Annotated in this window: 24 protein-coding genes; 9 read left to right on the forward strand and 15 right to left on the reverse strand. The window is 68.1% G+C overall.

What is annotated here, in order from left to right; translation table 11 throughout:
• Nucleotide 1: 1 nt before the first annotated feature.
• Nucleotides 2-1,015 carry an NAD-dependent epimerase/dehydratase family protein gene (locus C0V74_RS08285; protein WP_143252240.1) on the forward strand — a complete coding sequence of 338 codons (1,014 nt, stop codon included), beginning with the start codon at nucleotides 2-4 and terminating at the stop codon, nucleotides 1,013-1,015.
• 140 nt (nucleotides 1,016-1,155) lie between these two features.
• Here the strand turns inward: C0V74_RS08285 and C0V74_RS08290 are convergent, their stop codons facing one another.
• The 7 genes from C0V74_RS08290 to rsfS form a co-directional block, all read right to left on the reverse strand.
• Nucleotides 1,156-1,707 carry a hypothetical protein gene (locus tag C0V74_RS08290; protein ID WP_143251382.1) on the reverse strand — a complete coding sequence of 184 codons (552 nt, stop codon included), beginning with the start codon at nucleotides 1,705-1,707 and terminating at the stop codon, nucleotides 1,156-1,158.
• Nucleotides 1,708-1,793: 86 nt separating this feature from the next.
• On the reverse strand, nucleotides 1,794-2,315 hold the full coding sequence (locus tag C0V74_RS08295) for a demethoxyubiquinone hydroxylase family protein (RefSeq protein ID WP_143251383.1): 522 nt from the start codon (nucleotides 2,313-2,315) through the stop codon (nucleotides 1,794-1,796).
• A complete protein-coding gene (locus C0V74_RS08300) occupies nucleotides 2,312-2,782 on the reverse strand; it encodes a disulfide bond formation protein B (RefSeq protein ID WP_143251385.1) in 471 nt (156 codons plus the stop codon). The genes C0V74_RS08295 and C0V74_RS08300 overlap by 4 nt, the downstream gene beginning before the upstream one ends.
• Entirely contained in the window at nucleotides 2,782-4,146 is a 1,365-nt protein-coding gene (locus tag C0V74_RS08305; protein ID WP_143251387.1) for a S41 family peptidase, read from the reverse strand. Before C0V74_RS08305 ends, C0V74_RS08300 begins: the two co-directional genes overlap by 1 nt.
• Before the next feature lie 102 nt (nucleotides 4,147-4,248).
• The gene (locus C0V74_RS08310) at nucleotides 4,249-5,466 is read right to left on the reverse strand and encodes a peptidoglycan DD-metalloendopeptidase family protein (RefSeq protein WP_246844807.1); all 1,218 of its coding nucleotides are present in this window, start codon (nucleotides 5,464-5,466) and stop codon (nucleotides 4,249-4,251) included.
• Nucleotides 5,467-5,476: 10 nt separating this feature from the next.
• A complete protein-coding gene (locus C0V74_RS08315) occupies nucleotides 5,477-5,908 on the reverse strand; it encodes a 23S rRNA (pseudouridine(1915)-N(3))-methyltransferase RlmH (protein WP_143251390.1) in 432 nt (143 codons plus the stop codon).
• Nucleotides 5,909-5,963: 55 nt separating this feature from the next.
• On the reverse strand, nucleotides 5,964-6,338 hold the full coding sequence (rsfS, locus tag C0V74_RS08320) for a ribosome silencing factor (protein WP_143251392.1): 375 nt from the start codon (nucleotides 6,336-6,338) through the stop codon (nucleotides 5,964-5,966).
• Nucleotides 6,339-6,411: 73 nt separating this feature from the next.
• On the opposite strand from rsfS, the gene C0V74_RS08325 reads away from it, so the two are divergent.
• The gene (locus C0V74_RS08325; RefSeq protein WP_143251394.1) at nucleotides 6,412-6,798 is read left to right on the forward strand and encodes a hypothetical protein; all 387 of its coding nucleotides are present in this window, start codon (nucleotides 6,412-6,414) and stop codon (nucleotides 6,796-6,798) included.
• On the opposite strand, the gene C0V74_RS08330 is transcribed toward C0V74_RS08325, so the two are convergent.
• Genes C0V74_RS08330 through C0V74_RS08340 form a run of 3 tightly spaced genes read right to left on the reverse strand, consistent with a single transcriptional unit; the run spans nucleotide 6,788 to nucleotide 9,776 of the window.
• Nucleotides 6,788-7,420 carry a nicotinate-nucleotide adenylyltransferase gene (locus tag C0V74_RS08330; RefSeq protein ID WP_143251396.1) on the reverse strand — a complete coding sequence of 211 codons (633 nt, stop codon included), beginning with the start codon at nucleotides 7,418-7,420 and terminating at the stop codon, nucleotides 6,788-6,790. The genes C0V74_RS08325 and C0V74_RS08330 overlap by 11 nt on opposite strands.
• 2 nt (nucleotides 7,421-7,422) lie before the next feature.
• Nucleotides 7,423-8,478 (reverse strand): aldo/keto reductase, encoded by a 1,056-nt coding sequence (locus C0V74_RS08335; protein ID WP_143251398.1) that lies wholly within the window; start codon nucleotides 8,476-8,478, stop codon nucleotides 7,423-7,425.
• A 26-nt stretch (nucleotides 8,479-8,504) separates the two neighbouring features.
• Nucleotides 8,505-9,776 carry a glutamate-5-semialdehyde dehydrogenase gene (locus C0V74_RS08340; protein WP_143251399.1) on the reverse strand — a complete coding sequence of 424 codons (1,272 nt, stop codon included), beginning with the start codon at nucleotides 9,774-9,776 and terminating at the stop codon, nucleotides 8,505-8,507.
• Between the two features lie 255 nt (nucleotides 9,777-10,031).
• Here C0V74_RS08340 and C0V74_RS08345 point away from each other — a divergent pair, with 255 nt between their 5' ends.
• Together C0V74_RS08345 and C0V74_RS08350 are read left to right on the forward strand one after the other, a co-directional pair.
• On the forward strand, nucleotides 10,032-11,186 hold the full coding sequence (locus C0V74_RS08345) for a M23 family metallopeptidase (protein ID WP_143251401.1): 1,155 nt from the start codon (nucleotides 10,032-10,034) through the stop codon (nucleotides 11,184-11,186).
• The gene (locus C0V74_RS08350; RefSeq protein ID WP_143251403.1) at nucleotides 11,134-11,565 is read left to right on the forward strand and encodes a polymer-forming cytoskeletal protein; all 432 of its coding nucleotides are present in this window, start codon (nucleotides 11,134-11,136) and stop codon (nucleotides 11,563-11,565) included. Before C0V74_RS08345 ends, C0V74_RS08350 begins: the two co-directional genes overlap by 53 nt.
• Here C0V74_RS08350 and C0V74_RS08355 read toward each other — a convergent pair.
• From C0V74_RS08355 to C0V74_RS08365, 4 genes are all read right to left on the reverse strand, one after another.
• On the reverse strand, nucleotides 11,562-13,259 hold the full coding sequence (locus tag C0V74_RS08355; protein ID WP_143251405.1) for a long-chain fatty acid--CoA ligase: 1,698 nt from the start codon (nucleotides 13,257-13,259) through the stop codon (nucleotides 11,562-11,564). The two genes, C0V74_RS08350 and C0V74_RS08355, sit on opposite strands and share 4 nt — an antisense overlap.
• Nucleotides 13,260-13,319: 60 nt before the next feature.
• Nucleotides 13,320-14,024: a DUF1013 domain-containing protein gene (locus C0V74_RS08360; protein ID WP_131620728.1), complete on the reverse strand. Its 705-nt coding sequence runs from the start codon at nucleotides 14,022-14,024 to the stop codon at nucleotides 13,320-13,322.
• 86 nt (nucleotides 14,025-14,110) lie between these two features.
• The gene (locus tag C0V74_RS12900) at nucleotides 14,111-14,263 is read right to left on the reverse strand and encodes a hypothetical protein (protein ID WP_165938355.1); all 153 of its coding nucleotides are present in this window, start codon (nucleotides 14,261-14,263) and stop codon (nucleotides 14,111-14,113) included.
• Between the two features lie 77 nt (nucleotides 14,264-14,340).
• Entirely contained in the window at nucleotides 14,341-15,351 is a 1,011-nt protein-coding gene (locus C0V74_RS08365; RefSeq protein ID WP_143251407.1) for an NAD(P)H-quinone oxidoreductase, read from the reverse strand.
• Nucleotides 15,352-15,471: 120 nt separating this feature from the next.
• Between C0V74_RS08365 and C0V74_RS08370 the strand changes: the two genes are divergently transcribed.
• The 5 genes from C0V74_RS08370 to C0V74_RS08390 all read left to right on the forward strand — a co-directional run bounded on the left by C0V74_RS08370 (nucleotide 15,472) and on the right by C0V74_RS08390 (nucleotide 21,816).
• Nucleotides 15,472-15,675 (forward strand): DUF1192 domain-containing protein, encoded by a 204-nt coding sequence (locus tag C0V74_RS08370; RefSeq protein ID WP_143251408.1) that lies wholly within the window; start codon nucleotides 15,472-15,474, stop codon nucleotides 15,673-15,675.
• Nucleotides 15,676-15,845: 170 nt separating this feature from the next.
• A complete protein-coding gene (gene clpA / locus C0V74_RS08375; protein ID WP_143251409.1) occupies nucleotides 15,846-18,227 on the forward strand; it encodes an ATP-dependent Clp protease ATP-binding subunit ClpA in 2,382 nt (793 codons plus the stop codon).
• A gap of 104 nt (nucleotides 18,228-18,331) precedes the next feature.
• Nucleotides 18,332-19,267, forward strand: a complete 936-nt coding sequence (locus C0V74_RS08380; RefSeq protein WP_143251410.1) for an ATP-binding cassette domain-containing protein — start codon at nucleotides 18,332-18,334, stop codon at nucleotides 19,265-19,267.
• Nucleotides 19,264-20,757 carry an ABC transporter permease gene (locus C0V74_RS08385; protein WP_143251411.1) on the forward strand — a complete coding sequence of 498 codons (1,494 nt, stop codon included), beginning with the start codon at nucleotides 19,264-19,266 and terminating at the stop codon, nucleotides 20,755-20,757. The genes C0V74_RS08380 and C0V74_RS08385 overlap by 4 nt, the downstream gene beginning before the upstream one ends.
• A 54-nt stretch (nucleotides 20,758-20,811) precedes the next feature.
• Complete coding sequence (locus C0V74_RS08390; protein WP_143251412.1) at nucleotides 20,812-21,816, forward strand: ligase-associated DNA damage response exonuclease; 1,005 nt, start codon at nucleotides 20,812-20,814, stop codon at nucleotides 21,814-21,816.
• A 31-nt stretch (nucleotides 21,817-21,847) separates the two neighbouring features.
• Here C0V74_RS08390 and C0V74_RS08395 read toward each other — a convergent pair whose 3' ends face one another.
• Nucleotides 21,848-22,150 (reverse strand): hypothetical protein, encoded by a 303-nt coding sequence (locus C0V74_RS08395; RefSeq protein WP_143251413.1) that lies wholly within the window; start codon nucleotides 22,148-22,150, stop codon nucleotides 21,848-21,850.
• Between the last annotated feature and the right edge of the window lie 44 nt (nucleotides 22,151-22,194).

Raw genomic sequence — 22,194 nt, forward strand, 5'->3', positions numbered from 1 at the left:
CATGCGAACCGTACTTGTCACAGGGAGCGCCGGCTTCATCGGCTTCCATTTGTCGCAGCTTCTGCTCGACGAAGGGTTTCGGGTCGTTGGATTCGACGCAATGACCGATTACTACGATGTTCGTTTGAAAGAACGACGTCATCAGATGTTGCTGCAGAACCAGCACTTTACCGCAAACGTCGGATTGCTGGAGAATTTCAAGCAGCTCAACGCCCTGGTCATGTCGGAAAAGCCGGATGTAATTGTGCACCTCGCAGCACAAGCTGGCGTGCGCTACTCGATCGAGAACCCTCGCGCTTATATTGATGCCAACATCATCGGCACGTTCAACCTGATGGAATGCGCGCGCGAACTGGGCGTCGATCACCTGCTGATGGCATCGACCAGCAGCGTCTACGGCGCCAATGAAGACATGCCGTTCGACGAGCGGCAAAAGGCGGACACTCAGTTGACGCTTTATGCCGCGACCAAGAAGGCGACGGAGAGCATGGGGCACAGCTACGCCCACCTGTGGAACCTGCCGGTCACCATGTTCCGCTTCTTCACTGTATACGGCGCGTGGGGCCGCCCCGACATGGCGCTCTTCAAATTCACCAAAGGGATCCTCGAGGGCACGCCCATCGACATCTACAATCACGGCAAGATGTTCCGCGATTTTACCTATGTGACCGATCTTGTGCGTGGAATCCGCGGTCTGATTGATGCGGTTCCAGTGAGACCCGAGTCCGCAGAAGCGATTCCGGCTTGGGACAGTCTCAGCCCGGCTGCACCATTCCGAGTGGTGAACATCGGCAACAATAACAAGGTGCGGCTGGAAGACTTCGTTGATGCCATCGAGGCTGAATGCGGGAAGCCTGCAATCCGCAACTACATGGACCTGCAACAGGGCGACGTACCCGCAACATGGGCCGACGCTACGCTGCTGGAGAACCTGACTGGATATCGGCCGCAGACCGATGTGCGCGAAGGGATTCGCAGGTTCGTCGCTTGGTATCGGGATTATTACGCGGTCTAATCGCGCTTTAGCCCTAAGCCGTCAGAACGACTGCCTCGCCGGTCGACAGCAACATGCTGCAGACCAGGGACGCGAGCCTAGCGCGGAATGCAGCGCTAGATCGATGAAGCTCATTCTGGGCAAGATACCTTGAGCCCACGCTATCGCGGCGGTTGCGCTGGCAGCGCATCCTCGCCCGGAAGCGCGCCCTCGCGCTCGCGTTCCAGCCGCTCCATGTACTGTTTTTCCAAGCTTTCGACCCGCGCCTGTTCCGCCGCGGCATCGGCATCGATGGTCGACAGGCGCTCGGCCCGAGCGGCGGCGATGAGTTCGGAAAAGCGCGCTTCGCTGCCATCGCGGCGGTCGGCGGCGGCGGCGTTGATCAGCTGCTGGGTGCAGCCGGTGAAGCCGCCCAGTCCAACGGGCGAGCATGACATGGTGCCGAACGCACCGACCATGTCGAGCCGTTCCACCCGCCGTGCCCAGGCCATGTTAGCCGGATCATCGGAGAAGCGCAGCGTTTCGGGGATGCGGTAGCGGTCGGCTTCAGGCAGGCGGGCGATGACCACGATCTCGTCACCCTGCGGCGGGGACACTTCATCGTCACCGTATACGATCACCATGCGGACCTTGTCGCCTGCGGTGTCTTGCGCGGCGGCCGGGGCGGACAGCGCCGCAAAGGCGAGGAGGGGAAGAGCGAGCTTGCGGATCATGGTGCTTGTCCTGGTTTGCTTGGCGCACAAATGGTTCAACCTGCACTGAACAGGTACTGAAGCGACCGGAGCCGCGGCGCGGTTCCTCAAATCCGTTCCGCCAGCCGGATCGCGACCCGGCACCCCAGCCGGATCGCGCCGGACAGCAACGGATACCCCGGCGCGCTTTCCGCCCCGGCCGCGATCGCGGCGGCGTGATGCTCCCGCTCGTCGTCGCGGAACTCGGCGACCATGGCGGTGAGTTCCGAATCGTCGCCGGCGCGTTCCAGTTCGTCGAGCTGGTCGGAATAGTGCTTGTCGATTTCCTCCTCGACCGCCGCGGTGCAGGCCATCGCCGCCTTGGGGCCGATCAGCGCGGTCGCGGCGCCGACCGCGAACCCGGCGATCGACCAGAACGGCTGGAGCGCCGTCGGCCGCACCCCGCGCTCGATCATCATCGCGTCGAAGCGCGCCTTGTGGACCGCTTCGGCCCGCGCCATCGCGGCGATCTCGCCCGCGTGAGGCGCGCGGTTGCCCATCACCGCCAGCTGCCCGGCATAGATGCGGGTGGCGCCGTATTCGCCGGCCTGGTCGACCCGGATCATCCGGTCGGTGGAGCTTTCGGTCATGAGTCCTTCCGGCGCAGCAACAGCAGGATCGCTATCCCGGCAACGCTTGAGATCAGGAAATTCCACCCGGCCAGCGAAATTCCGGCGAGGCCCCATTGCACTTCATCGCAGCGGACCAGCGGCGCGTTCATGATCGCTTCCAGCGGATCGCCGCCACCCAGGCTCGGCGTGCTGCAGGTCGTCAGCCCTTCCCACCAGCCGTATTCGACGCCGGCGTGAAACGCGCCGATCGCGCCCGTCACCAGAAGCGCCACCGCCGCAAGCGCGATCCACACCCGCCGGGGGGCAGCGACGGTCGACAGCAGGGCGAGCGCGATGGCGGCGAAGTGCGGATAACGCTGCCACCAGCACATTTCGCACGGATGCAGGCCGAAGCCGTATTCGGACACGTACGCGCCGCCCAGCAGCAGCGCGGGCACGCCCAGCGCCAGCCGTTGAGCGAGCTTTTCCCGCGGTGTCAGCACCATCAGCGCTTCTTAGCGCCGGTCTGGGTTGCGGCGTTCCGGGCGAGGGCCGCGGGCGACGTGCGGCGCAGCGTGTCGAGCGCGTAGCTGAGCTGGAAGTCCTCGATTCCCTTGGCCTTCAGCTCTTCGGCGGTGGCCTGGAAGCGCGGATCGTCCTTGCGGTCCTTTTCCAGATCCTTGTCCTTCAAGGCGGCTTCGTTGACCAGGTGGCCGCGCAGGTCAGATTCGCGCAGGCGGAACTTCTCGCGCTTGGCGCGGTCGGGATCGCTGAGCTGCGGCACCGCGATGTCGGGATCGATCCCGCCCTCCTGCACCGAGTGGCCCTTGGGCGTGAAATAACGCGCGGTGGTCAGTTTCAGCGCGGCGGTCTGCCCCAGCGGCAGCAGCGTCTGCACGCTGCCCTTGCCGAAGCTGCGTTCGCCCATCACCACCGCCCGGCCATGATCCTGCAGCGCGCCGGCGACGATCTCGCTGGCGGAGGCGGAACCGGCATCGATCAGCACCACCACCGGAACCCCGGCGGCCATGTCCCCCTTGAACACGCTCTCGGCATCATAGACCAGCGATTCGCCCCGCGCGCGGCCGCGCTGGGAAACGATCTGCCCCTTGTCGAGGAACAGGTCGGACAAGGCGACCGCTTCATCGAGCGAGCCGCCCGGGTTCTGCCGCAGGTCGAGCACTAGGCCAGCCAAGCTTCCGCCCGCGTCGCGCTTCAGCTTCTGCCATTGGGCAAACACATCCGAACCGACATCGCGGCTGAATTCGTTGACCGAGATGTAGCCGATGTTGCCGGCTTCCAGCTTGCTGGTCACCGGTTCCAGGTCGATCGTGCCGCGGGTGACCGTGACATCGAACGGATCGTCGCTGCCCGGGCGGAAGATCGTCAGCCGGATCGAGGTGCCCGCCGGCCCGCGCATCTTGGCCACCGCATCGTCCAGTTCGCCGCCGACCACCAGCGTGCCGTCGAGGTGGGTGATATAATCGCCGGTCTTGATGCCCATCTTGTCCGCCGGGCTCCCCTTGAACGGCGAGACGACCTTCACCGCGCCGTCATCGAGCACGACCGACAGGCCGAGGCCCGAATAGTTGCCGTCGATCATCGTCTCCAGCCGCTGGAGATCGCCGCCGTCGAGATAGGCGGAATGCGGATCGAGGCTGGCCAGCATGCCGTCGATCGCGCCGCGGATCAGCTTGTCGTCATCGACCGGCTCGACATAGCTCGCCTTGACCCGCTGGTAGACCGCGAACAGCTTGGCAAACTCCGGCCCGGTACGGCCATCGACCTGGGCGAGGCCAGCGGTGGTCGCCGGCAGCAGCGCGACGGCGCTGACCAGAGCGGCGGAGCGAACGAGAGCGGCAACCTTCATGGCGCGGGTGTTTCCTGAACGTGTGATCGGATAAGCGTTCTATCGCCTAGGCCGGGTGAATACCAGATGAGGGCGCGCCGCCCGACGACATGCGTTGACGGTTCAGCGGACGAATTCCAGCGGATTGACCGGCTGGCTGCCGCGGCGCAGTTCGAACCCGATCACCGGTCGCACCGGCGCGGCCACACCCACCGGGGCGCCGGCGAGCACGTCCTCCCCCACCGCGACATCGCTCCGGGCAAGGCCGGTCACCAGGCTGGTGAACCCGCCGGGATGCTCAATGATCACGATCCGGTCGAACCCGCGAAACGGCCCGGCAAAGGCGACACGGCCGGCCCCTGGCGCGACCACTTGCGCGCCTGGCGCGGGAGCCAGCGACAACCCGTTCACCCCGGCGCCGCTGGCACCGGATTCGCCGAACCCTGCCACCGTGCGTCCGGCCACCGGCAGCTGGAAGGACGACGCCGGACGCGCGGCCGGGCTGGAAATGGGTGCAGGCTCGATCACCGTGCTCGCGCCGGGGCGCGGCGGGCGCAGCAGCGGCCCCGGCAATGCCGCGAGCTGGCGCCGTAAATCGCCGGCCTTGCCCAGGGTGCCGACCAGTCCGTCAAGGTCGCGCGCTTCCTCGGCCAGAGCCAGCGCGCTCTCGGCCTCGCGCGCGGCGGCCCCGCTGGCGGCGCGCAGCGCGAGTCGCTGACGGGATTCGAGGGTCGCCAGCGCCTGTCGCCGTTGGGCCAGGGTGCGGCCCGACGCCTGCATCGCGGCCAGCGCAGATTGCGCCTCCCGTTCGATCCGTTGGCCGCGGGCCAGTTCGGCGCGCAGGGCGGCGGTGCGGCGGCGCACTTCGGGCAGGGTGCTTTCCAGCATCGCCCGCAGGTACACCGTTTCGCGCAAGGACCCGGGCCGCAGCACCGCGACCGCCAGCGGCCGGCGGGCGAGCTTCTGCAAGCCCGCGGTCAGCCGGATCAGCGGTTCGCGCCGCTCGGCCAGCCGCTGGTCGAGCGCGGCGCGTTCATTCCGGGCCAATGCCATGCGCGCATCGGCGGCGGCAATGCCGGCTTCGGCTTCCTGGATCCGCGCGGCGAGCGCGGCGGCCTCGCGCGCGGTCTTGTCGGCGGAGGCGCGCACGCCCGCTGCCTCCACTTCCAGCCGGCTCGCCCGCCCCGCGGCCGCGCGCGCCTGGGCCTGCGCCCGCACCAGCGCGGCGCGGGTGTCCGCGACACTCCCGTAATACGCACCCTGCTGCGCTCCGACCGAATAAGCCCCGCCCGCCAGCGCGGCGACGGCGAGCAGGACAGGCAAGGCGCGGCGCGGTGTCACGGCCCCGCTCTTAGCGCGTGTCGCCGCTGCGATGATAGGGATGGCCGGCGAAGATGGTGGTCGCGCGGTACAGCTGTTCGGCCAACATCGCGCGGGCGAGCAGGTGCGGCCAGGTCATCGCCCCGAATGCCAGCAGCAGGTCGGCCTGCTGGCGTTCCTGGTGCGAGTGCCCGTCCGCCGCGCCCAGCACGAACCGGGCTTCGCGGACCCCTTCGTCGCGCCAGCGGCCCAGGACGGCGGCGAATTCATCCGATGTCAGGTGCTTGCCGCGCTCGTCGAGCAGCACGGTGCGGGTGGGGGTCAGCGGGTCGGGCGACTTGCCGCCGGTTTCGGGCAGTTCGCTATGCTTGAACGGCCACGCGATGCGCTTTTCGTACCGCGCGACCAGCTCCGCTTCGGGCGAGCGGCCGATCTTTCCCCGAGCGATGATGTGCAACAGCATGGAAGTTGCTGGTTACGGCCTGCGACTGCCCGGGAGCAAGCCGCTCGCTGCGGGATCAGGCGGCGCCGGTCTTCTCGTCGCCGAAGCCCCACATGCGCTCCAGATTGTAGAAGCTGCGCACTTCGGGACGGAACAGGTGAACGATCACGTCACCCGCGTCGATCAATACCCAGTCGGCGGCTGGCAGACCTTCGACCCGGGCGTTGCCGAAGCCGCCCTGCTTGATCTTTTCAGCCAGCTTCTGCGCCATCGCCGCGACCTGCCGGGTCGACCGGCCCGAGGCGATGATCATGTGATCGGCGATGCTCGACTTGCCGGCAAGCGGGATCGCCACGAGATCCTGCGCCTGATCGTCGTCGAGCTGGCCCAGCACGAGTTCGAGCAGGCGGTCGCCTGCCCCGACCGATGAGGAGGTGTCAGCTTGAGCCATGCGGCCCGGACTTGCGCCGGCAGCTGCCGACAGCGGTTGCGCCTGATGCATAGGCGGTGATCGTGCTCCCGTGATGAAGGGCGAAGTGCATGAAGGAACCAACGCGCATCATCGCGCGGAAGTTTCCCTGGCGGCCGAAATGATACGTGCGCAGCGATCGCGCAAGGCGGCTTGCAAAGCCCTGACAGCGGGTTCGAGTTGCCGATATGTCAGGGCCGGTGCGCTCCATTCGCCCAGGTCGAAAACCGGCGACCTGCCGGGCCGCGGCGAGGCTCGTCGCGGCGCAGGGAGCATAGCCTGTGCCGGCGCGCGCTGCAATCGCGCTGTCGGGCAGCGTCAGCGCGGTTGCGCAAGGCCGCCCGGCGAGGCGGGCTTCGATCTCGGACATGAAGGGCTGGCGCAGACGCTTGCCTGGTATCTCGCCAACGAACCCTGGTGGCGGCCGCTGCTCAACCGATAAGCCGGCCGGTGACGCCGTCGCGCGGCCGGGCCGACGCATAGCGGTCCGCCCACGCCGGGTCGGCCTGGCGGATCGCGCTGGCCGAAATCGTGTCGGGATCGAATGCGATCCACGCGAGCGCCGGCGCCGGCGCTGCGGCCAGCCGGTGAGCCGGCACCCGGTAACGCCGCAGCCACGCCATCGCCGGCCCCTCGAACGCAGCCGCGCCGTAGCCCGGACGCGCGAACACCACGATCGGCACGGTGCGCGCGATTTCGCGCCAGTGTTTCCACCGGTGGAACTGCGCGAGGTTGTCCGCCCCCATGATCCACACGAACCGCCGGCGCGGATAGCGGCGGGTCAGCGCGCGCAAGGTGTCGATCGTAAAGCGCGTGCCGAGCTGGCGCTCGATCGCGGTCACCCGGATCGGCGCGCGCCGCGCCGCCGCCCGCGCCGAGGCGACCCGCGCCTTGAGGGGGGCCATCCCGGCGGCGGGCTTGAGCGGATTTCCGGGCGACACCAGCCACCACACCTCGTCCAGCGCCAGCGCGTCGATGGCGGCGAGGCTGATCCGCCGGTGCGCCCGGTGCGCGGGGTTGAAACTGCCCCCGAGGAGGCCGGTGGCGGCCCTGCCCTGGCGCATCCTCAGGTGGGCTGGCGGCGCGGCGACACCTTCTCGTCGCGGTAGCTGCCTTGGCGGGCGAGCATCCAGCCGGGGTACTCGCGCGGCAGGCGGCTGAGCTTGTCGAGCTGCTTCAGTTCGTCGGCGGTGAACTCGACGTCGCACGCGCCGATGTTGTCGGCCAGCTGGTCGGCCCGCTTGGCGCCGACGATCACCGTCGAGACCGCCGGCTGATACAGCAGCCAGCCGAGCGCGAGCTGCGCCACCGTCTTGCCCTTGGCGTCCGCCATCGCGCGCAAGGCGTCGATCACGTCCCATGCGCGGTCGGTATCGACCACCGGGAAGTCGAACACCGCCCGCCGGCCTTCCCCTTCGCTCTTGCCCTCATCGCCCCGGGTATACTTGCCCGACAGCAGCCCGCCGGCGAGCGGCGACCAGACCATCAGGCCGACGCCTTCGGACTGCAGCATCGGCACGATCTCCCGTTCGAGGTCGCGCCCTGCGATGGTGTAATACGCCTGCAGCGAGGCGAACCGTTCCAGCCCCAGCCGCTCGCTGATCCCCAGCGCCTTCATGATCTGCCACGCGGCCCAGTTCGACACGCCGATATAGCGCGCACGGCCGGTGCGCACGATGTCACCCAGCGCCCGCAGCGCCTCCTCCATCGGGGTTTGCGAATCCCACCCGTGAAACTGGTACAGGTCGACGTGATCGGTCCCCAGCCGCTCGAGGCTGGCGTCGATCTGGTGCAGCAGGTGATAGCGGCTGGTGCCCGCGTCGTTGGGTCCTTCGCCCATCGAACCCATCGCCTTGGTCGCGATCACCACGTCGGACCGCTTGACGCCCAGATCCTTGAGCGCCCCGCCGACGAACCGTTCCGACTGGCCGCGGGTATAGACGTTGGCGGTGTCGATGAAGTTGATCCCGGCATCGAGCGACTGCTTGACCAGCGCGGTGGAGGCATCCTGATCGAGCCCGGCGATCGCGGCGAACATGCCCGGGTCGGTGCCGAAGGTCATCGCGCCGAGGCACAGTTCCGACACGATCAGGCCGGTGGATCCAAGTCGGTTGTAGCGCATCCGTGCTCTCCTGTTTGCTCGGCCGGTCAGCCGCGTATCTGTCCATCGCCGCGGACCAGCCATTTGTAGGTCGTCAGCCCTTCCAGCGCGACCGGGCCGCGGGCGTGGAGCCGCCCGGTGGCGATGCCGATCTCCGCGCCCAAGCCGAATTCGCCCCCGTCGGCGAACTGCGACGAGGCGTTGTGCATCACGATCGCCGAATCGACCTGGGTCAGGAAATGTTCCGCCACGGCCGCGTCTTCGGTGACAATGGCGTCGGTATGATGCGATCCGTGCGCTGCGATGTGCGCCATGGCGTCATCGGGGCCGTCGACCACCGCCACCGACAGCACCGCGTCGAGGTATTCGGTGTCCCAGTCTTCCGGCGCGGCCGGCGCGATGCGCGGGTCGATGGTCTGGGCCCGGGCATCTCCGCGCAGCGCGCAGCCCGCGTCGATCAGCGCGCCGAGCAGTGCGGGCGTATCGGGGTAAGCGGCATCGACCAGCAGGGTCTCCATCGCCCCGCAGATGCCGGTGCGGCGCAGCTTGGCGTCAAGCGCGATGCTGCGCGCTTTGGCCGGATCGGCGGCGGCGTGGACGTAGGTGTGGCACAGCCCGTCGAGATGCGCGAGCACCGGCACCCGCGCATCGGCTTGGACCCGCGCCACCAGGCTCTTGCCGCCGCGCGGCACGATCATGTCGATCAGGCCGGCGGCTGCCAGCATCGCGCCCACCGCCGCGCGGTCCTGTATCGGGACCAGCTGCACCGCCTCAGCCGGCACCCCGGCGCTCGCCAGCCCGCGCACGAACGCTGTGTGCAGGGCGCGGTTGGAGCGCGCCGCCTCGCTGCCGCCGCGCAGCAGCACCGCGTTGCCCGCACGCACGCACAGCGCGGCGGCGTCCACGGTCACGTTGGGGCGGCTCTCGTAGATGATCCCGATCAGCCCGATGGGAACCCGGACCCGTTCCAGCGCCAGCCCATTGGGCCGGGTGTCGCGCGAGATCACCTCCCCCAACGGTGACGGCAGCGCGGCGATCGTCTCGACCGCGTCCGCGATCGCCGTGAGCCGCTCTGGATCGAGCCGCAGCCGGTCCAGCAAGGCTGCGGTCAGCCCGGCAGCCGCGCCGGCGGCGCAATCCTCGGCATTGGCAGCAAGGATCGCTGTCTCATCCTGCCGCAGCGCGGCCGCCGCCGACTTAAGCGCAGCGGCGCGCGCACTGTCGTCGAGTCCGGCAAGCGCCGATTGCGCCGCGCGTCCGCCGTGCGCCAGCGCTGCCAACAGGGCATCGCACGACAGCGAAGGAGCGGCGTCAGCCATGGCGCGCAGCTAGCAGGCGGGCGGCGTGCTGTCAGGCGGCAAATTGGCTATTGCTCGTTGGCAAAAAGGGGCGGCGCAACAATGGATAGCGGGTTCGGTTCCCGCTCATGGATAGATATATTTCGCCCGATGAGTCCGTTGGTCGCACGACTGACCCGTTCCGCCCCGACTCCGGCAGTCTCGATTCGACGCTGGATGCATCCTTGGCTAGCGGCCCCGTCGGGATAAGAACGGGACATAGGGGTCGTACCTCACATGAATTTTGTCGCCGGCGGCGCTTTGACCCGCCTGCGCGCCTCGTTTCCCGACCGCGAGTTCATCATGCGGTCGCAGGGACAGGTTCGCTTTATCAAGATCACTGCCCGCGGGCAGATGATCGCCGCCAGCATTGTATTGGCCGCGCTGCTCGCCTGGGGCCTGTCGCTGGCCGTGATGGGCTGGCTGCAATACCAGGCCGCCGCCGAACGGCTGTCGCTGCTGGAGCGCGAGGCCACCGTCGCCCAGGCGGAGGAGCGCGTCGGCGCGTACCGCCAGGATATCGGCGCCGTCGCGAGCGATCTGGAAAAACGCCAGGCCTTCATCGAGGAGATGGTCGATTCGCTGCCCGCCGACGCGCGTGGCGGCGTAACGGTGACCGATTCCGCCGGTGAGGCGGACAAGACCGTCGCCAAGGTGAGCGCGCTCATTCCCGAAGCGGGTGCCCTCGCCCGGATCGAAGCGCGCCAGCTCGCCTTCGTGGAGCGCCTGACGCGTTACGCCGACCGCCGCGCGGAACGCACCTCGCGCGCGATCCGGCAGCTGGGGCTTGACCCCAATGCCATGGTTCGCGCCGCCGGACGCTCCGCGATGGGTGGTCCGCTGCAGCGGCTGTCGACCAGCAGCGACGGGTCGATCGATCCGCGGTTCCAGCGACTGGGCGCCAGCCTGGCCCGCATGGAAGCGCTCGACCGCAGCCTGGCGGGAATCCCGCAGTACCGGCCCGCCAATGTCGAGATGCTCACCTCCAGCTATGGCATGCGGCGCGATCCGTTCACGGGCGAGGCGGCGATGCACTCCGGCCTCGATTTCCGCGGCCCGCTGGGCGCGCCGATCTATGCCGCGGCCAAGGGCCGGGTCAGCTTCGTCGGCCAGAAACAGGGCTATGGTAACGTGGTCGAGATCGCCCACGGTAACGGCATGGTCACGCGTTATGCCCACATGTCCGCCTTCCGCTCGCGCGTGGGGCAGGACGTTTCGCCCGGCGACGTGATCGGCGCGATCGGATCGACCGGCCGCTCGACCGGTCCCCACCTGCATTTCGAAGTGCGTGTCAACGACCGCGCGGTGAACCCGCGCCCCTTCCTGGAGGCAGCGCCCCATGTTCTCAAAGAAGCCCGACGAGTACAGTCCGACGAGCCAGCCCGTGGCTAGACCGGCCAGCGGATCGACTTTCTCGATCATCGGCAGCGATGTGGTGATCAAGGGCGACGTGACCGCCAGCGTGGATCTCCACGTCGATGGCCGGATCGAAGGCGACATCCAGTGCGCTTCGCTGGTGCAAGGTGAAGGCAGCCACATCGAGGGCGGCATCACCGCCGAGACGGCGCGGCTGGCCGGCACCGTCAGCGGTTCGATCACCGCGCGCGAACTGGTCGTGCTGCGATCGGCCCGGATCAACGGCGACGTGCATTACGACGCGCTGACCATCGAGCAGGGCGCCGAAGTGGAAGGCCGATTCGCTCACCGGGTGCCCGCCAGGGCCGCAAAGGCCGACGATGGCAGCGCGCCGACGCTGACGCTGGCGAGCTAGGCCGACACTTCGGCCCTGAGCGCCTTGCGGTCGAGCTTGCCGATCATCGTCTTGGGCAGTTCGTCGCGGATCACCACGCTGCTCACCCGCTCGTGCTTGCCGACGCGGGCATTGAGCCAAGTGGCCAGCTCCTCCGGCTCAGCAACCGCATCATCGGCCAACGTCACGTAAGCGCGCGGCATCTCGCCCAGGTACGCATCGGGCAGGCCGAGCACGAGCGCTTCCTTGACGGCCGGATGCTGCAGCAAAACCGCCTCGACCTGGCTGGGGAAGACCTTGAACCCGCCGACCGCGATCATGTCCTTGATCCGGTCGACAATGGTGATGAAGCCGTCCGCGTCGATCACCGCGACATCGCCGGTGCGCAGCCAGCGGACACCGTCGATCTCCGCGAAGGCGTCGGCAGCGGCCTCCGGCCGGTTCCAGTACCCTTGCATGATCTGCGGCCCGGCGACGACGAGTTCACCCGGCTCGCCGGCGGGGGCGCTGCGGGTGGGGTCTTCCTTGTCGAGCAGCCGCACGCGGGTGTGCGGCAGCACTTGGCCGATGGTGCCGGCCCGGCGCTCGCCTTCGTACGGGTTGGTCGACACCACGCCCGAGCTTTCGGTCAGGCCATAGCCTTCGACCAGCCGGGATCCGGTCGCCGCCTCCCATTTCTCGTGCACCGGCGCCGGCAGGGGCGCCCCGCCCGAAATGCACACCCGGAGGGAAGAGAAGTCGGTTCTCCCAATCGCCGGATCGTCCAGCATCGCCTGATACATCGTCGGCACCCCCGGAAACGCATTGGCACTGGTGCGGCTGAGTGTCTTGAGCGCCTGCCCGGGGACGAAGCGCGGCAGCATCGCGATGCATCCGCCTTTCAGGATCGTGCGATTGAGCACGCAGGTGTTGGCGAACACATGGAACAACGGCAGCACGCCCAGGATGGTGTCGCGCTCCTCGAACGGATCGATCGCGATCACCTGCTGCGCGTTGGCGGCGAGGTTGGCGTGCGTCAGCATCGCGCCCTTGGGCCGCCCGGTGGTGCCGCCGGTATATTGCAACAAGGCAAGGTCGGTCGGCGCGACAGGGGGCAGATTGCCCGCCGCCGGGCGGAGCATCGCTGCCCAAAGCAGCACGTCGGCACGGTCTGGAACGGTCGCCAGGCTCTTGCGGCCGAGCAGCTTGAGCGCGATCCGCTTGGGCCACGGCAGCATCGCGCCGAGCGAGCCGACCACCAGCGTTTCCAGCGCAGACCCGTCCAGCACCTTGAGCGCGGTGGGCAGCAGGCTTGCGACATCGACCGTCACCAGCAGCCGCGTGCCGGAATCGGCCACCTGATGCGCCAGCTCGTCTGCGCTGTAGAGCGGCGAGAAATTGACCACCACCGCGCCCGCCAGCATCGCGCCATAATATGCCGACAGGTAGATCGGCACGTTGGGCAGGAACAGCCCCACGCGGTCGCCCTTGCCGATCCCGCGCGCGGTAAGGCCGGCGGCGAAGCGCCGCGCCTCGTCCAGGACCTGCGCATAGGAATAGACCCGGCCCACGAAGTCGATCGCCGGCGCATCCGGTGCCGCCGCCGCGCTGCGTTGCAGCAACTGCGGGACGGTCAGTTCCGCGAGCGGCGTGTCCCACGCGCACGGGTGACGATACTGCCCGGGCGCAGGATGGTCGGCCGGGGAATGGTCGGGCGCGCCGTTGCTGACATCCATGTCAGCGTGGATGGGGCAAGCGCGCCCGATTGGCAAGCGGGGCCCCGGGGAGCCCGCCGGTTACTCGGCGCCCGCCTCCGTGGCGCGCTTGGCTTCGAGCCAGGCGGCGGCTTCGGCTTCCTGCGCGGCTTCGGCAGCCAGCTTGGTGTTGGTGTCGCGCTCGGCGCGCAGTTCCTCGATCAGCGCATCGCGGTCGCTGCCGAAGCGCGCGTCGCGGGTGGTCGCATCCTCCTCAAGCCCGGCCTTTTTGGCCGCCTTGGCGACCGTCGCGTCGAGTTCGCGCTGCGAGCACAGGCCCAGCGTCACCGGATCCTTGGGCTGGATGTTCGAGATGTTCCAGTGCGACCGCTCGCGAATCGCGGTGATCGTGTTGCGGGTGGTGCCGATCAGCTTGGAGATCTGCGCGTCCGACACCTCAGGGTGATTCTTGATGATCCAGGCGATGCCGTCGGGCTTGTCCTGCCGCTTGGACACCGGGGTGTACCGCGGTCCCTTGGTGCGGCTGACGGCGATCGGCGCCTTGTGCATCTTGAGCCGGTAGTCGGTGTCGGCCTGCCCCTTTTCGATCTCTTCGTTGGTCAGCTCGCCCGCATGGACCGGGTCGCGGCCGGTGTACTTCGAACCGGCGAGATCGTCGGCCATCGCCTGCACTTCGAGGATGTGCAGCCCGCAGAACTGGGCGATCTGTTCGAACGAGAGCGCGGTGTTGTCGACCAGCCAGGTGGCGGTGGCATGGGGCATCAGCGGAGTGGGTTGGTCGGCCATGTGCGGGTCCTGAAATAAAAGGGCCGCCCCTCGCGGGGCGGCCATGTGGGGACCGATCTAGGCGATGCCGCTGCTCTCCGCAAGCTTTAGGCGGCGCGCGTCATCTCCCTGCCCGGCCGCTCCGCGCGGGCGGGCCGCAAGGCGCGCACCATCACCTCCGCCAGCGTTTCCCGCTTCGCGCCGCCGACGATGGTCGCGGGGGTATTGCCGACCGGTCCTTTTGCCCAATCCTGCAGCATCGCACGTCTCCTGATCATCTCGCCCGCCGCGATAACGCCCCGATCGGACAGTTGTGCGACAAGATGGTAGTTGCGCGTCAGCCGCCCGCCACCTCCAGCACGATCTTGCCGATGTGATCGCCCCCCTCCATCCGCGCATGCGCCGCGGCAGCTTCGGTCAGCGGGAAGGTCTGGTCCATCACCGGGCGGATGGTGCCGTCCGCCACCAGCGGCCAGGCGGTGCGGGCGATCTCGTCAGCCAGCAGCGCCTTGAACGCATCGGGCCGGGCGCGCAGGGTGGAGCCCGTCAGCGTCAGGCGCTTGCTCATCACCTGCGCCATGTTGATTGTCGCCTGCAAGCCGCCGAGCACCGCGATCGTGACGTGCCGGCCGTCCTCCGCCAAGCAGGCGAGGTTGCGCGGCACGTAGTCGCCCGACACCATGTCGAGCACCACGTTGACCCCCTTGCCGCCGGTGAAGGTCTTCACCTCGGCGACGAAATCCTCCTCGCGGTAATTGATCGCGCGGTCGGCGCCGAGCGCCAGCGCCGCATCGCACTTCCCGCTCGATCCGGCGGTGGTGATCACCGTCAGCCCGAACGCCTTGGCGAGCTGGATCGCCATAGTGCCGATCCCGCTGGTGCCGCCGTGGACCAGCAAAGTCTCGCCCTCGCAGGCATAGCCGCGTTCGAACACGTTGTGCCACACGGTGAACAGCGTTTCCGGCAGCGCGGCGGCCTCGGCCAGCGACACCTTCTCGGGCACGGGCAGGCAGTGGGCGAAATTCGCCACGCAGTATTCGGCATAACCCCCGCCCGAGACCAGCGCGCACACTTTCTGGCCCAGCCATTCGCGGCCCACGTTCGGCCCGATGGCGGCGATCTCCCCGGCGATCTCCAGCCCCGGTATGGGCGAGGCGCCGGGCGGTGGGGGGTAGAAGCCTTGCCGCTGGATCACATCGGGCCGGTTGACCCCGGCAAAGGCGACCCGGATCAGCACCTGGTCGGGCCCCGGCTGCGGCACTGGGAGCTCCTCGGCACGGAACACGTCCGGCCCGCCGGGCGCGTCGAAGCCCATCGCGGTCATCGTCTGCGGCATCCCTGCGGCCATGCTTGCCCCCCTGTTGCGCGAAAGCTGTTGCGTGAAAGCGACATCACCTTGCAGCGGCTGTGCGCCTAGCCTTGCCGCCCATTGACAGCAAGCGCGCCGCGGCGCGATGCTGCGCGGGTGATGGACGCAGACGACCGTCCCCGGCCGAAAGGCGATGCGGCGAGCCTCCTCGCGAAGGAGGACCTGGCGCCTTACTCGCTTGACGAGCTGGCCGAGCGGATCGAGCTGCTGGAGGCGGAAATCGCGCGGATCCGCGCTCACCGGGACAGGGCGGCCGCTCACCGCAGCGCCGCCGACGCCTTGTTCGGATCGCCGAAAACGTGATCCAGCCGGGCCTCGAAACCGCGCGGGGCCGTTCCTATATCGCGGACAGGCGCTTCCCCGGCGCACCGCGCGGCGCGAACCACCGCCCAAGGCGTAAAAGCGCCGTTAACCATCACCGCTCATACTTCCTCGCCCAGCCTGGCTAGCGAGTCCCAAGCGAAAGAACCCGAATGCCCAGTTTCGCCCAGAACCTCGAAAAGACCCTCCACGCCGCTCTCGCCGGCGCGGCGGAGCGGCATCACGAATACGCGACGCTTGAGCACCTGTTGCTCGCGCTGATCGACGACGAGGACGCCGCGCAGGTGATGGCCGCGTGCGGGGTCGATGTCGCCGAACTGAGCGACGTGGTGCGCCGCTATCTCGACGAGGAATATCAGAAGCTGGAAACCGCCGACGATGGCGATCCCCAGCCCACCGCCGGGTTCCAGCGGGTCATTCAGCGCGCGATCCTTCACGTCCAGTCGTCGGGCAAGGATACCGTCACCGGCGCCAACGTGCTGGTCGCGCTGTTTTCCGAACGCGACAGCTACGCGGTCTATTTCCTCCAGCAGCAGGACATGAGCCGGCTCGACGCGGTGAGCTTCATCAGCCACGGCATCGGGAAGGGGGGCAAGCAGGCTGACGGAAAGCCGCCGCAGGGGTCGGGCGCGGGCGAAAGCCCGGCGGCGGACAAGGCCGAGGCGAAGGGCAAGGAAGGCTCCGCGCTCGACCAGTTCACCGTCAATCTCAATGAAAAGGCCAAGAACGGGAAGGTCGATCCGCTGATCGGTCGCGGGCCGGAGGTCGACCGCACGGTGCAGATCCTCTGCCGCCGGTCGAAGAACAACCCGCTCTATGTGGGCGATCCCGGCGTCGGCAAGACCGCCATCGCCGAAGGGTTGGCGCGCAAGATCGTCGAGGGCCAGGTGCCCGAAGTGCTGGCCGAAGCGGTGATCTACAGCCTCGACATGGGGGCGCTGCTCGCTGGCACCCGCTATCGCGGCGACTTCGAGGAGCGGCTGAAGCAGGTCGTCAATGAACTGGAAAAGATGCCGCACGCGGTGCTGTTCATCGACGAGATTCACACGGTGATCGGCGCCGGCGCCACCAGCGGCGGAGCGATGGATGCGTCGAACCTGCTGAAGCCGGCATTGAGCGGCGGGACGATCCGCTGCATCGGTTCGACGACCTACAAGGAGTTCCGCAACCACTTCGAAAAGGATCGCGCGCTGTTGCGCCGGTTCCAGAAGATCGACGTGAACGAGCCGACGGTGGAAGACACGGTCAAGATCCTGAAAGGCCTGCGCAGCGCGTTCGAGGAGCACCACAAGGTCGTCTACACCCCCGACGCGATCAAGACCGCGGTCGAGCTGTCGGCGCGGTACATCAACGACCGCAAGCTGCCCGACAAGGCGATCGACGTGATCGACGAGGTGGGCGCGATGCAGATGCTGGTGCCGCCGTCGAAGCGGAAGAAGAAGATCACCGCGCGCGAGATCGAGCAGGTCATCGCCACGATGGCGCGCATCCCGCCCAAGAGCGTGTCGAGTGATGACAAGAAGGCGCTGGAGCATCTGGAGCGCGACCTGAAGCAGGTCGTCTACGGCCAGGACGCCGCGGTGAAGAAGCTGTCGACCGCGATGAAGCTGTCCCGCGCCGGCCTACGCGACCCGGACAAGCCGATCGGCTCGTTCCTGTTCTCCGGCCCCACCGGCGTCGGCAAGACCGAGGTCGCGCGCCAGCTCGCCAGCATCATGGGCATCCCGCTGCAGCGGTTCGACATGTCGGAATACATGGAGCGCCACAGCGTCAGCCGCCTGATCGGCGCGCCTCCGGGCTATGTCGGCTACGATCAGGGCGGCCTGCTGACCGATGCGGTCGACCAGCAGCCGCACAGCATCCTGCTGCTGGACGAAATCGAGAAGGCGCACCCCGACCTGTTCAACATCCTGTTGCAGGTGATGGATAACGGCCGCCTGACCGACCATCACGGCAAGACGGTCGATTTCCGCAACGTGGTGCTGATCATGACCACCAATGCCGGCGCGTCCGACATGGCGCGTCAGGGCATCGGGTTCGGCGATGTCAGCAAGGAAGACGCGCAGGAAGACGCGGTGAAGAAGATGTTCTCACCCGAATTCCGCAACCGCCTCGATGCGATCGTGCCGTTCACCTATCTCGGCCGCGAGACGGTGGCGCGGGTGGTCGACAAGTTCATCCTCCAACTGGAGCTGCAGCTGGCCGACCAGAACGTCCACATCCAGTTCGACAGCGATGCGCGCGCATGGCTGGCCGACAAGGGGTACGACAAGCTGTACGGTGCTCGCCCCATGGCGCGCCTGATCCAGGAGAAGATCAAGCAGCCGCTCGCCGAGGAACTGCTGTTCGGCAAGCTGTCGGATGGCGGCGAAGTGCACGTAAGCCTGAAGGACAACCAGCCGGCGTTTGAACTCACGCCCGCCCCGCCCAAGGCCAAGCCCGCAAAGGCGAAACCCGGCAAGGGCAAGCCTGCTGCCAAGGACAAGCCCGCTGACGAGACCAGCGATAGCGAAGAGGCCGGCGAGAACAACTGATCCCGCATGACGCCGGTCGGCTGAGGTCGGCCGGCGGTCGGGCGCGATTGGCATGTCGCGCTTGATCCTTTACCCCCTGCACCTGATAGGTGGGGGGTCGGACGATGACGAGTGTTCTGAAGGTCGAGGCGCTGACCAAGCGTTTCGCCGACGTGCTGGCGGTCGATGACCTCAGCTTCGCGGTCGAACCGGGGGAGATCTACGGCTTCCTAGGCGGTAATGGCGCCGGCAAGACCACCACCTTGCGCATGGTGCTCGACATCATCCGCCCGACCAGCGGACGGATCGAGGTACTGGGCGGCGCGCCCGACCGGCGCAACACCGCCGCCATCGGCTTCCTGCCCGAAGAGCGCGGGCTCTATGGCAACATGAGCGCGATCGACGCGATCACCTATTTCGGGCGCATGAAGCAGATGCCGGCGGCCGAGGCTAAGGCGCATGGTCTCGAGCTGCTCCAGCGGTTCGACCTGGGCGACCGGGCGAAAGCGAAAATCTCCGAAATGTCGAAAGGCATGGCGCAGAAGGTCCAGCTCGCCACCGCGATCGTCAACCGCCCGCAATTGCTGATCCTGGACGAGCCGTTCTCGGGCCTCGACCCGGTCAACCAGCAGCTGCTGGAGGACGAGATCGTCAACGCGGCCAAGGGCGGCGCGGCGGTGATTTTTTCCACCCACGTGATGCAGCACGCCGAGCGATTGTGCGACCGCATCCTGCTGCTGCGCAAGGGGCGCAAGCGATTCGAAGGCACGATCGACGACGCGCGCGGCACCTTGCCGGCCCGGATCGACGCGGTGGCGCCGGGCGGCATTAGCGGGATCGAAGGGGTGGCCGAGGCGCGCGCGGGCGCCGATCTCGGCAACGGCTGGAACGAATACTCGCTGCACCTCGATCCCGGGGTCGACGCCGCCGACGTGCTGCAGCGCTGCACCGCCAGCGGCCTGCCGCTGCGGCGGTTCGAGGAACGCCGCGCGACCTTGCACGACGTGTTCGTCCATCTGGTCGGCGGGACCGATGAAACCGCCGGGGAGCGCGCGCAATGATCCGCAACATCCTGCTCGTCGCCGGGCGCGAGTTCCACCAAGTCGTCCAGCTCAAGAGCTTCTGGCTCACCCTGCTGCTGATCCCCGCGGCGCTGGCGCTGGGGCCGATCCTGGGCGAGCGGCTGGAAGACCGCGATCCGATGAAGGTGATGATGATCGACCGCGCCGGCGGCACCGCGCGCACCGCGCTGGAGCAGCGGTTCGCGGTCGAGCATGATCGCGAGGTGCTCGCCGCGCTGTCGCGTTACGTTCGCCGCCACGGGCTTGAGAAGGCCGACCCGCAGGCGCCGTGGGCGGCGCACGACCGGTGGTACACGCCCGTCGACGTCGCCGCGTTCCGCGCTGCCGGCGGCGTGGATGCCGCGATCGCCAGCATCGATCGGGTAAAGGCCGAGGACACTCCGGCATTCGAGGCCGATCCGCCGCGTTATGCCTTCGTCGCTCCGCCTGCCTCGCTGGCGGCGGCGCAGGGGCCGCAGCTCCAGGCCGCGGTGGACCGCGCGCTGGAGGCTGACGACAGCACTACCGACCACGCCGACCTGGTCGTGCTGGTGGGATCGCAGTACCCCGCGGACCCGACCGTCCGGTTATGGGCCAACGAGCGGCCCGATACCGATTTCGTCACCTCGCTGCAGGACACCCTCACCGCCGATCTGCGTCAGCGGTTGCTGACCGATGGCGGGATGTCTGCGCAAGCCGCCGCGGCGGTGCAGGCCGCAGCGCCGGCGATCGCCGTCACGACGCCGCCGCCCGGGGGCGGGGGCAAGGAGGCGATGCTGGTACGCTCGATCGTGCCGCTGGCGCTCGCCTATATCCTGATGATGGGGCTGATGCTGTCGGGCAGCTGGATGCTGCAGGGTTCGATCGAGGAACGGTCGAAGAAGCTGCTCGAATCGATCCTCGCGTGCATCACGCCGGAAGAGCTGATGTACGGCAAGCTGCTGGGCGCGCTGGCGATCGGGCTGTCGATGCTCGCCGTGTGGCTGGGCACCGGCGCGGTGGTGGCGTTCGCCACCCATGGCGCCATCGCCGACCTGATCCGCCCCGCGCTCGCCCCGGTTACGTCTCCCGGCGCGATCGCCACGCTGATCTTCTTCTTCATCGCCGGCTACATCGCGATCTCGATCGTGTTCGTCGCGATCGGCGCGATGGCCGACACGATGAGCGAAGCGCAAGGTTTCCTGATGCCGGTGCTGCTCGCGATCCTGCTGCCGGTCACGTTCCTGATGCAGGCGATCATCGCCGGCAATTCAGGGCCGATGGTGCAGGTCCTGACATGGGTGCCGATCTGGACCCCGTTCGCGGTGCTCGCGCGGCTGGGCATGGGCATTCCCACCGCCGAGCTGATCGGCGCAGGCGTGGTGCTGACCGCGTTCATCGCGCTGGAGGTGATCTTCCTCGGCCGCCTGTTCCGCGCCAGCCTGCTCGCGCAAGGACAGAAGCCGGGCCTCAAAATGCTGATGGAGCGGCTGCGGCCCACGACGGAATAGACCGCCCGATACGAAGCGCGGGAACGGGTTGGCGCGCCCGCGCTTGAATCGGGCGTGCCCCCGCCGTTTTCCTGGATCAGGCCCGAACCGTGGGGCATTCATGTCGTGCCGGCGGATGCGTGGATCGACCCCTCGCGCGCGGTCGATCGCGCGCTGGTCACGCACGGCCACGCCGATCATGCGCGCGGCGGGCATGGGCAGACCGTCGCGACCCCTGAGACACTGGCGATCATGGACCTGCGCTATGCCACGCGCGATGGCGCCACCCCGGTCGCTTATGGCGAAACCATCCGCCTGCCCGGCGGAGTCGACGCGACCTACGTGCCGGCCGGACACGTCCTCGGCAGCGCGCAGATCCTGCTCGAACATGCCGGCGAGCGGGTGGTGGTGACCGGCGATTACAAGCGGCGGCCGGACCCCACCTGCCCGCCGTTCGAAGTTACCCCGTGCGATATCTTCATCACCGAGGCGACCTTCGGCCTGCCGCTGTTCTGCCACCCGCCGATCGGCGAGGAGATGGCCAAGCTGCTGGGCCGCCTGGCGGCGCATCCCGACCGCTGCGTGCTGGTCGGCGCGTACGCGTTGGGCAAGGCGCAGCGGGTGATCGCCGAACTGCGCGCCGCCGGGCATCACGCGCCGATCTATCTCCACGGCGCGCTGGTCAACATGTGCCGCCTCTACGAAGAATTCGGCGTCGATCTGGGCGAGCTCAAGCTGGTCAGCGAGGCGACCAAGGATGAGATGCGCGGCCACGTGGTCATGTGCCCACCGGGCGCGCTCAACGACCGGTGGAGCCGGCGGCTACCCGATCCGATCACCTCGATGGCATCGGGCTGGATGCGGGTGCGCCAGCGCGCGCGGCAACGGAACGTGGAGCTGCCGCTGGTGATCTCCGACCACGCTGACTGGGGCGAGCTTACCCGCACCGTGCAGGAGGTGAACCCGCAGGAGACCTGGATCACCCATGGGCGCGAGGAAGCGCTGCTGCGCTGGCACCAGCTCCACCAGCGCCGCGCGCGGGCGCTGGCACTGGTCGGCTATGAGGACGAGGATGACTGAGGCCGCAGCCCCCGCGTCGATCCCGGCGGGATCACTTGATCGCGGCGAGGCTCGCTTCGGCTTTCGCCAGCATCTCCGCCGTGAGCTGGTCGGGCGCCATCGACGCGATCATCCGCAGGCTCATGCCCTTGAGATGCTCGTAATGCTGGTGCGTGGTCAGCCCCGGCAGATTGGCATCGAGCGCCGCCTTGCCCGCCGGATCGGCCACGATCGTCTCGACCGGGGTGTCGAGATTAAGCCGCGCGGTAGCCGTCTCGGCAGTCGGCGCCGCGTCGTCCGCGTGCGCGGCGGCGGGAGCAAGCATCAGGGCGGCGGCGGCGAGAAGCATGCGCATATCAGGAAATCCTCTGAAATCGGCCCCGCGCGACGGTCGCCGGG

This window comes from Altererythrobacter sp. TH136, assembly GCF_007065885.1.
Classification (GTDB): domain Bacteria; phylum Pseudomonadota; class Alphaproteobacteria; order Sphingomonadales; family Sphingomonadaceae; genus Tsuneonella.

Excerpts from the sequence above, each read along its gene's own strand:
- C0V74_RS08285 (WP_143252240.1), top strand. The coding sequence starts at position 2 with ATGCGAACCGTACTTGTCACAGGGAGCGCCGGCTTCATCGGCTTCCAT.
- C0V74_RS08290 (WP_143251382.1), bottom strand. The coding sequence starts at position 1,707 with ATGATCCGCAAGCTCGCTCTTCCCCTCCTCGCCTTTGCGGCGCTGTCC.
- C0V74_RS08295 (WP_143251383.1), bottom strand. The coding sequence starts at position 2,315 with ATGACCGAAAGCTCCACCGACCGGATGATCCGGGTCGACCAGGCCGGC.
- C0V74_RS08300 (WP_143251385.1), bottom strand. The coding sequence starts at position 2,782 with ATGGTGCTGACACCGCGGGAAAAGCTCGCTCAACGGCTGGCGCTGGGC.
- C0V74_RS08305 (WP_143251387.1), bottom strand. The coding sequence starts at position 4,146 with ATGAAGGTTGCCGCTCTCGTTCGCTCCGCCGCTCTGGTCAGCGCCGTC.
- C0V74_RS08315 (WP_143251390.1), bottom strand. The coding sequence starts at position 5,908 with ATGCTGTTGCACATCATCGCTCGGGGAAAGATCGGCCGCTCGCCCGAA.
- rsfS (WP_143251392.1), bottom strand. The coding sequence starts at position 6,338 with ATGGCTCAAGCTGACACCTCCTCATCGGTCGGGGCAGGCGACCGCCTG.
- C0V74_RS08325 (WP_143251394.1), top strand. The coding sequence starts at position 6,412 with ATGAAGGGCGAAGTGCATGAAGGAACCAACGCGCATCATCGCGCGGAA.
- C0V74_RS08330 (WP_143251396.1), bottom strand. The coding sequence starts at position 7,420 with ATGCGCCAGGGCAGGGCCGCCACCGGCCTCCTCGGGGGCAGTTTCAAC.
- C0V74_RS08335 (WP_143251398.1), bottom strand. The coding sequence starts at position 8,478 with ATGCGCTACAACCGACTTGGATCCACCGGCCTGATCGTGTCGGAACTG.
- C0V74_RS08340 (WP_143251399.1), bottom strand. The coding sequence starts at position 9,776 with ATGGCTGACGCCGCTCCTTCGCTGTCGTGCGATGCCCTGTTGGCAGCG.
- C0V74_RS08345 (WP_143251401.1), top strand. The coding sequence starts at position 10,032 with ATGAATTTTGTCGCCGGCGGCGCTTTGACCCGCCTGCGCGCCTCGTTT.
- C0V74_RS08350 (WP_143251403.1), top strand. The coding sequence starts at position 11,134 with ATGTTCTCAAAGAAGCCCGACGAGTACAGTCCGACGAGCCAGCCCGTG.
- C0V74_RS08355 (WP_143251405.1), bottom strand. The coding sequence starts at position 13,259 with ATGGATGTCAGCAACGGCGCGCCCGACCATTCCCCGGCCGACCATCCT.
- C0V74_RS08360 (WP_131620728.1), bottom strand. The coding sequence starts at position 14,024 with ATGGCCGACCAACCCACTCCGCTGATGCCCCATGCCACCGCCACCTGG.
- C0V74_RS12900 (WP_165938355.1), bottom strand. The coding sequence starts at position 14,263 with ATGCTGCAGGATTGGGCAAAAGGACCGGTCGGCAATACCCCCGCGACC.
- C0V74_RS08365 (WP_143251407.1), bottom strand. The coding sequence starts at position 15,351 with ATGGCCGCAGGGATGCCGCAGACGATGACCGCGATGGGCTTCGACGCG.
- C0V74_RS08370 (WP_143251408.1), top strand. The coding sequence starts at position 15,472 with ATGGACGCAGACGACCGTCCCCGGCCGAAAGGCGATGCGGCGAGCCTC.
- clpA (WP_143251409.1), top strand. The coding sequence starts at position 15,846 with ATGCCCAGTTTCGCCCAGAACCTCGAAAAGACCCTCCACGCCGCTCTC.
- C0V74_RS08380 (WP_143251410.1), top strand. The coding sequence starts at position 18,332 with ATGACGAGTGTTCTGAAGGTCGAGGCGCTGACCAAGCGTTTCGCCGAC.
- C0V74_RS08385 (WP_143251411.1), top strand. The coding sequence starts at position 19,264 with ATGATCCGCAACATCCTGCTCGTCGCCGGGCGCGAGTTCCACCAAGTC.
- C0V74_RS08395 (WP_143251413.1), bottom strand. The coding sequence starts at position 22,150 with ATGCGCATGCTTCTCGCCGCCGCCGCCCTGATGCTTGCTCCCGCCGCC.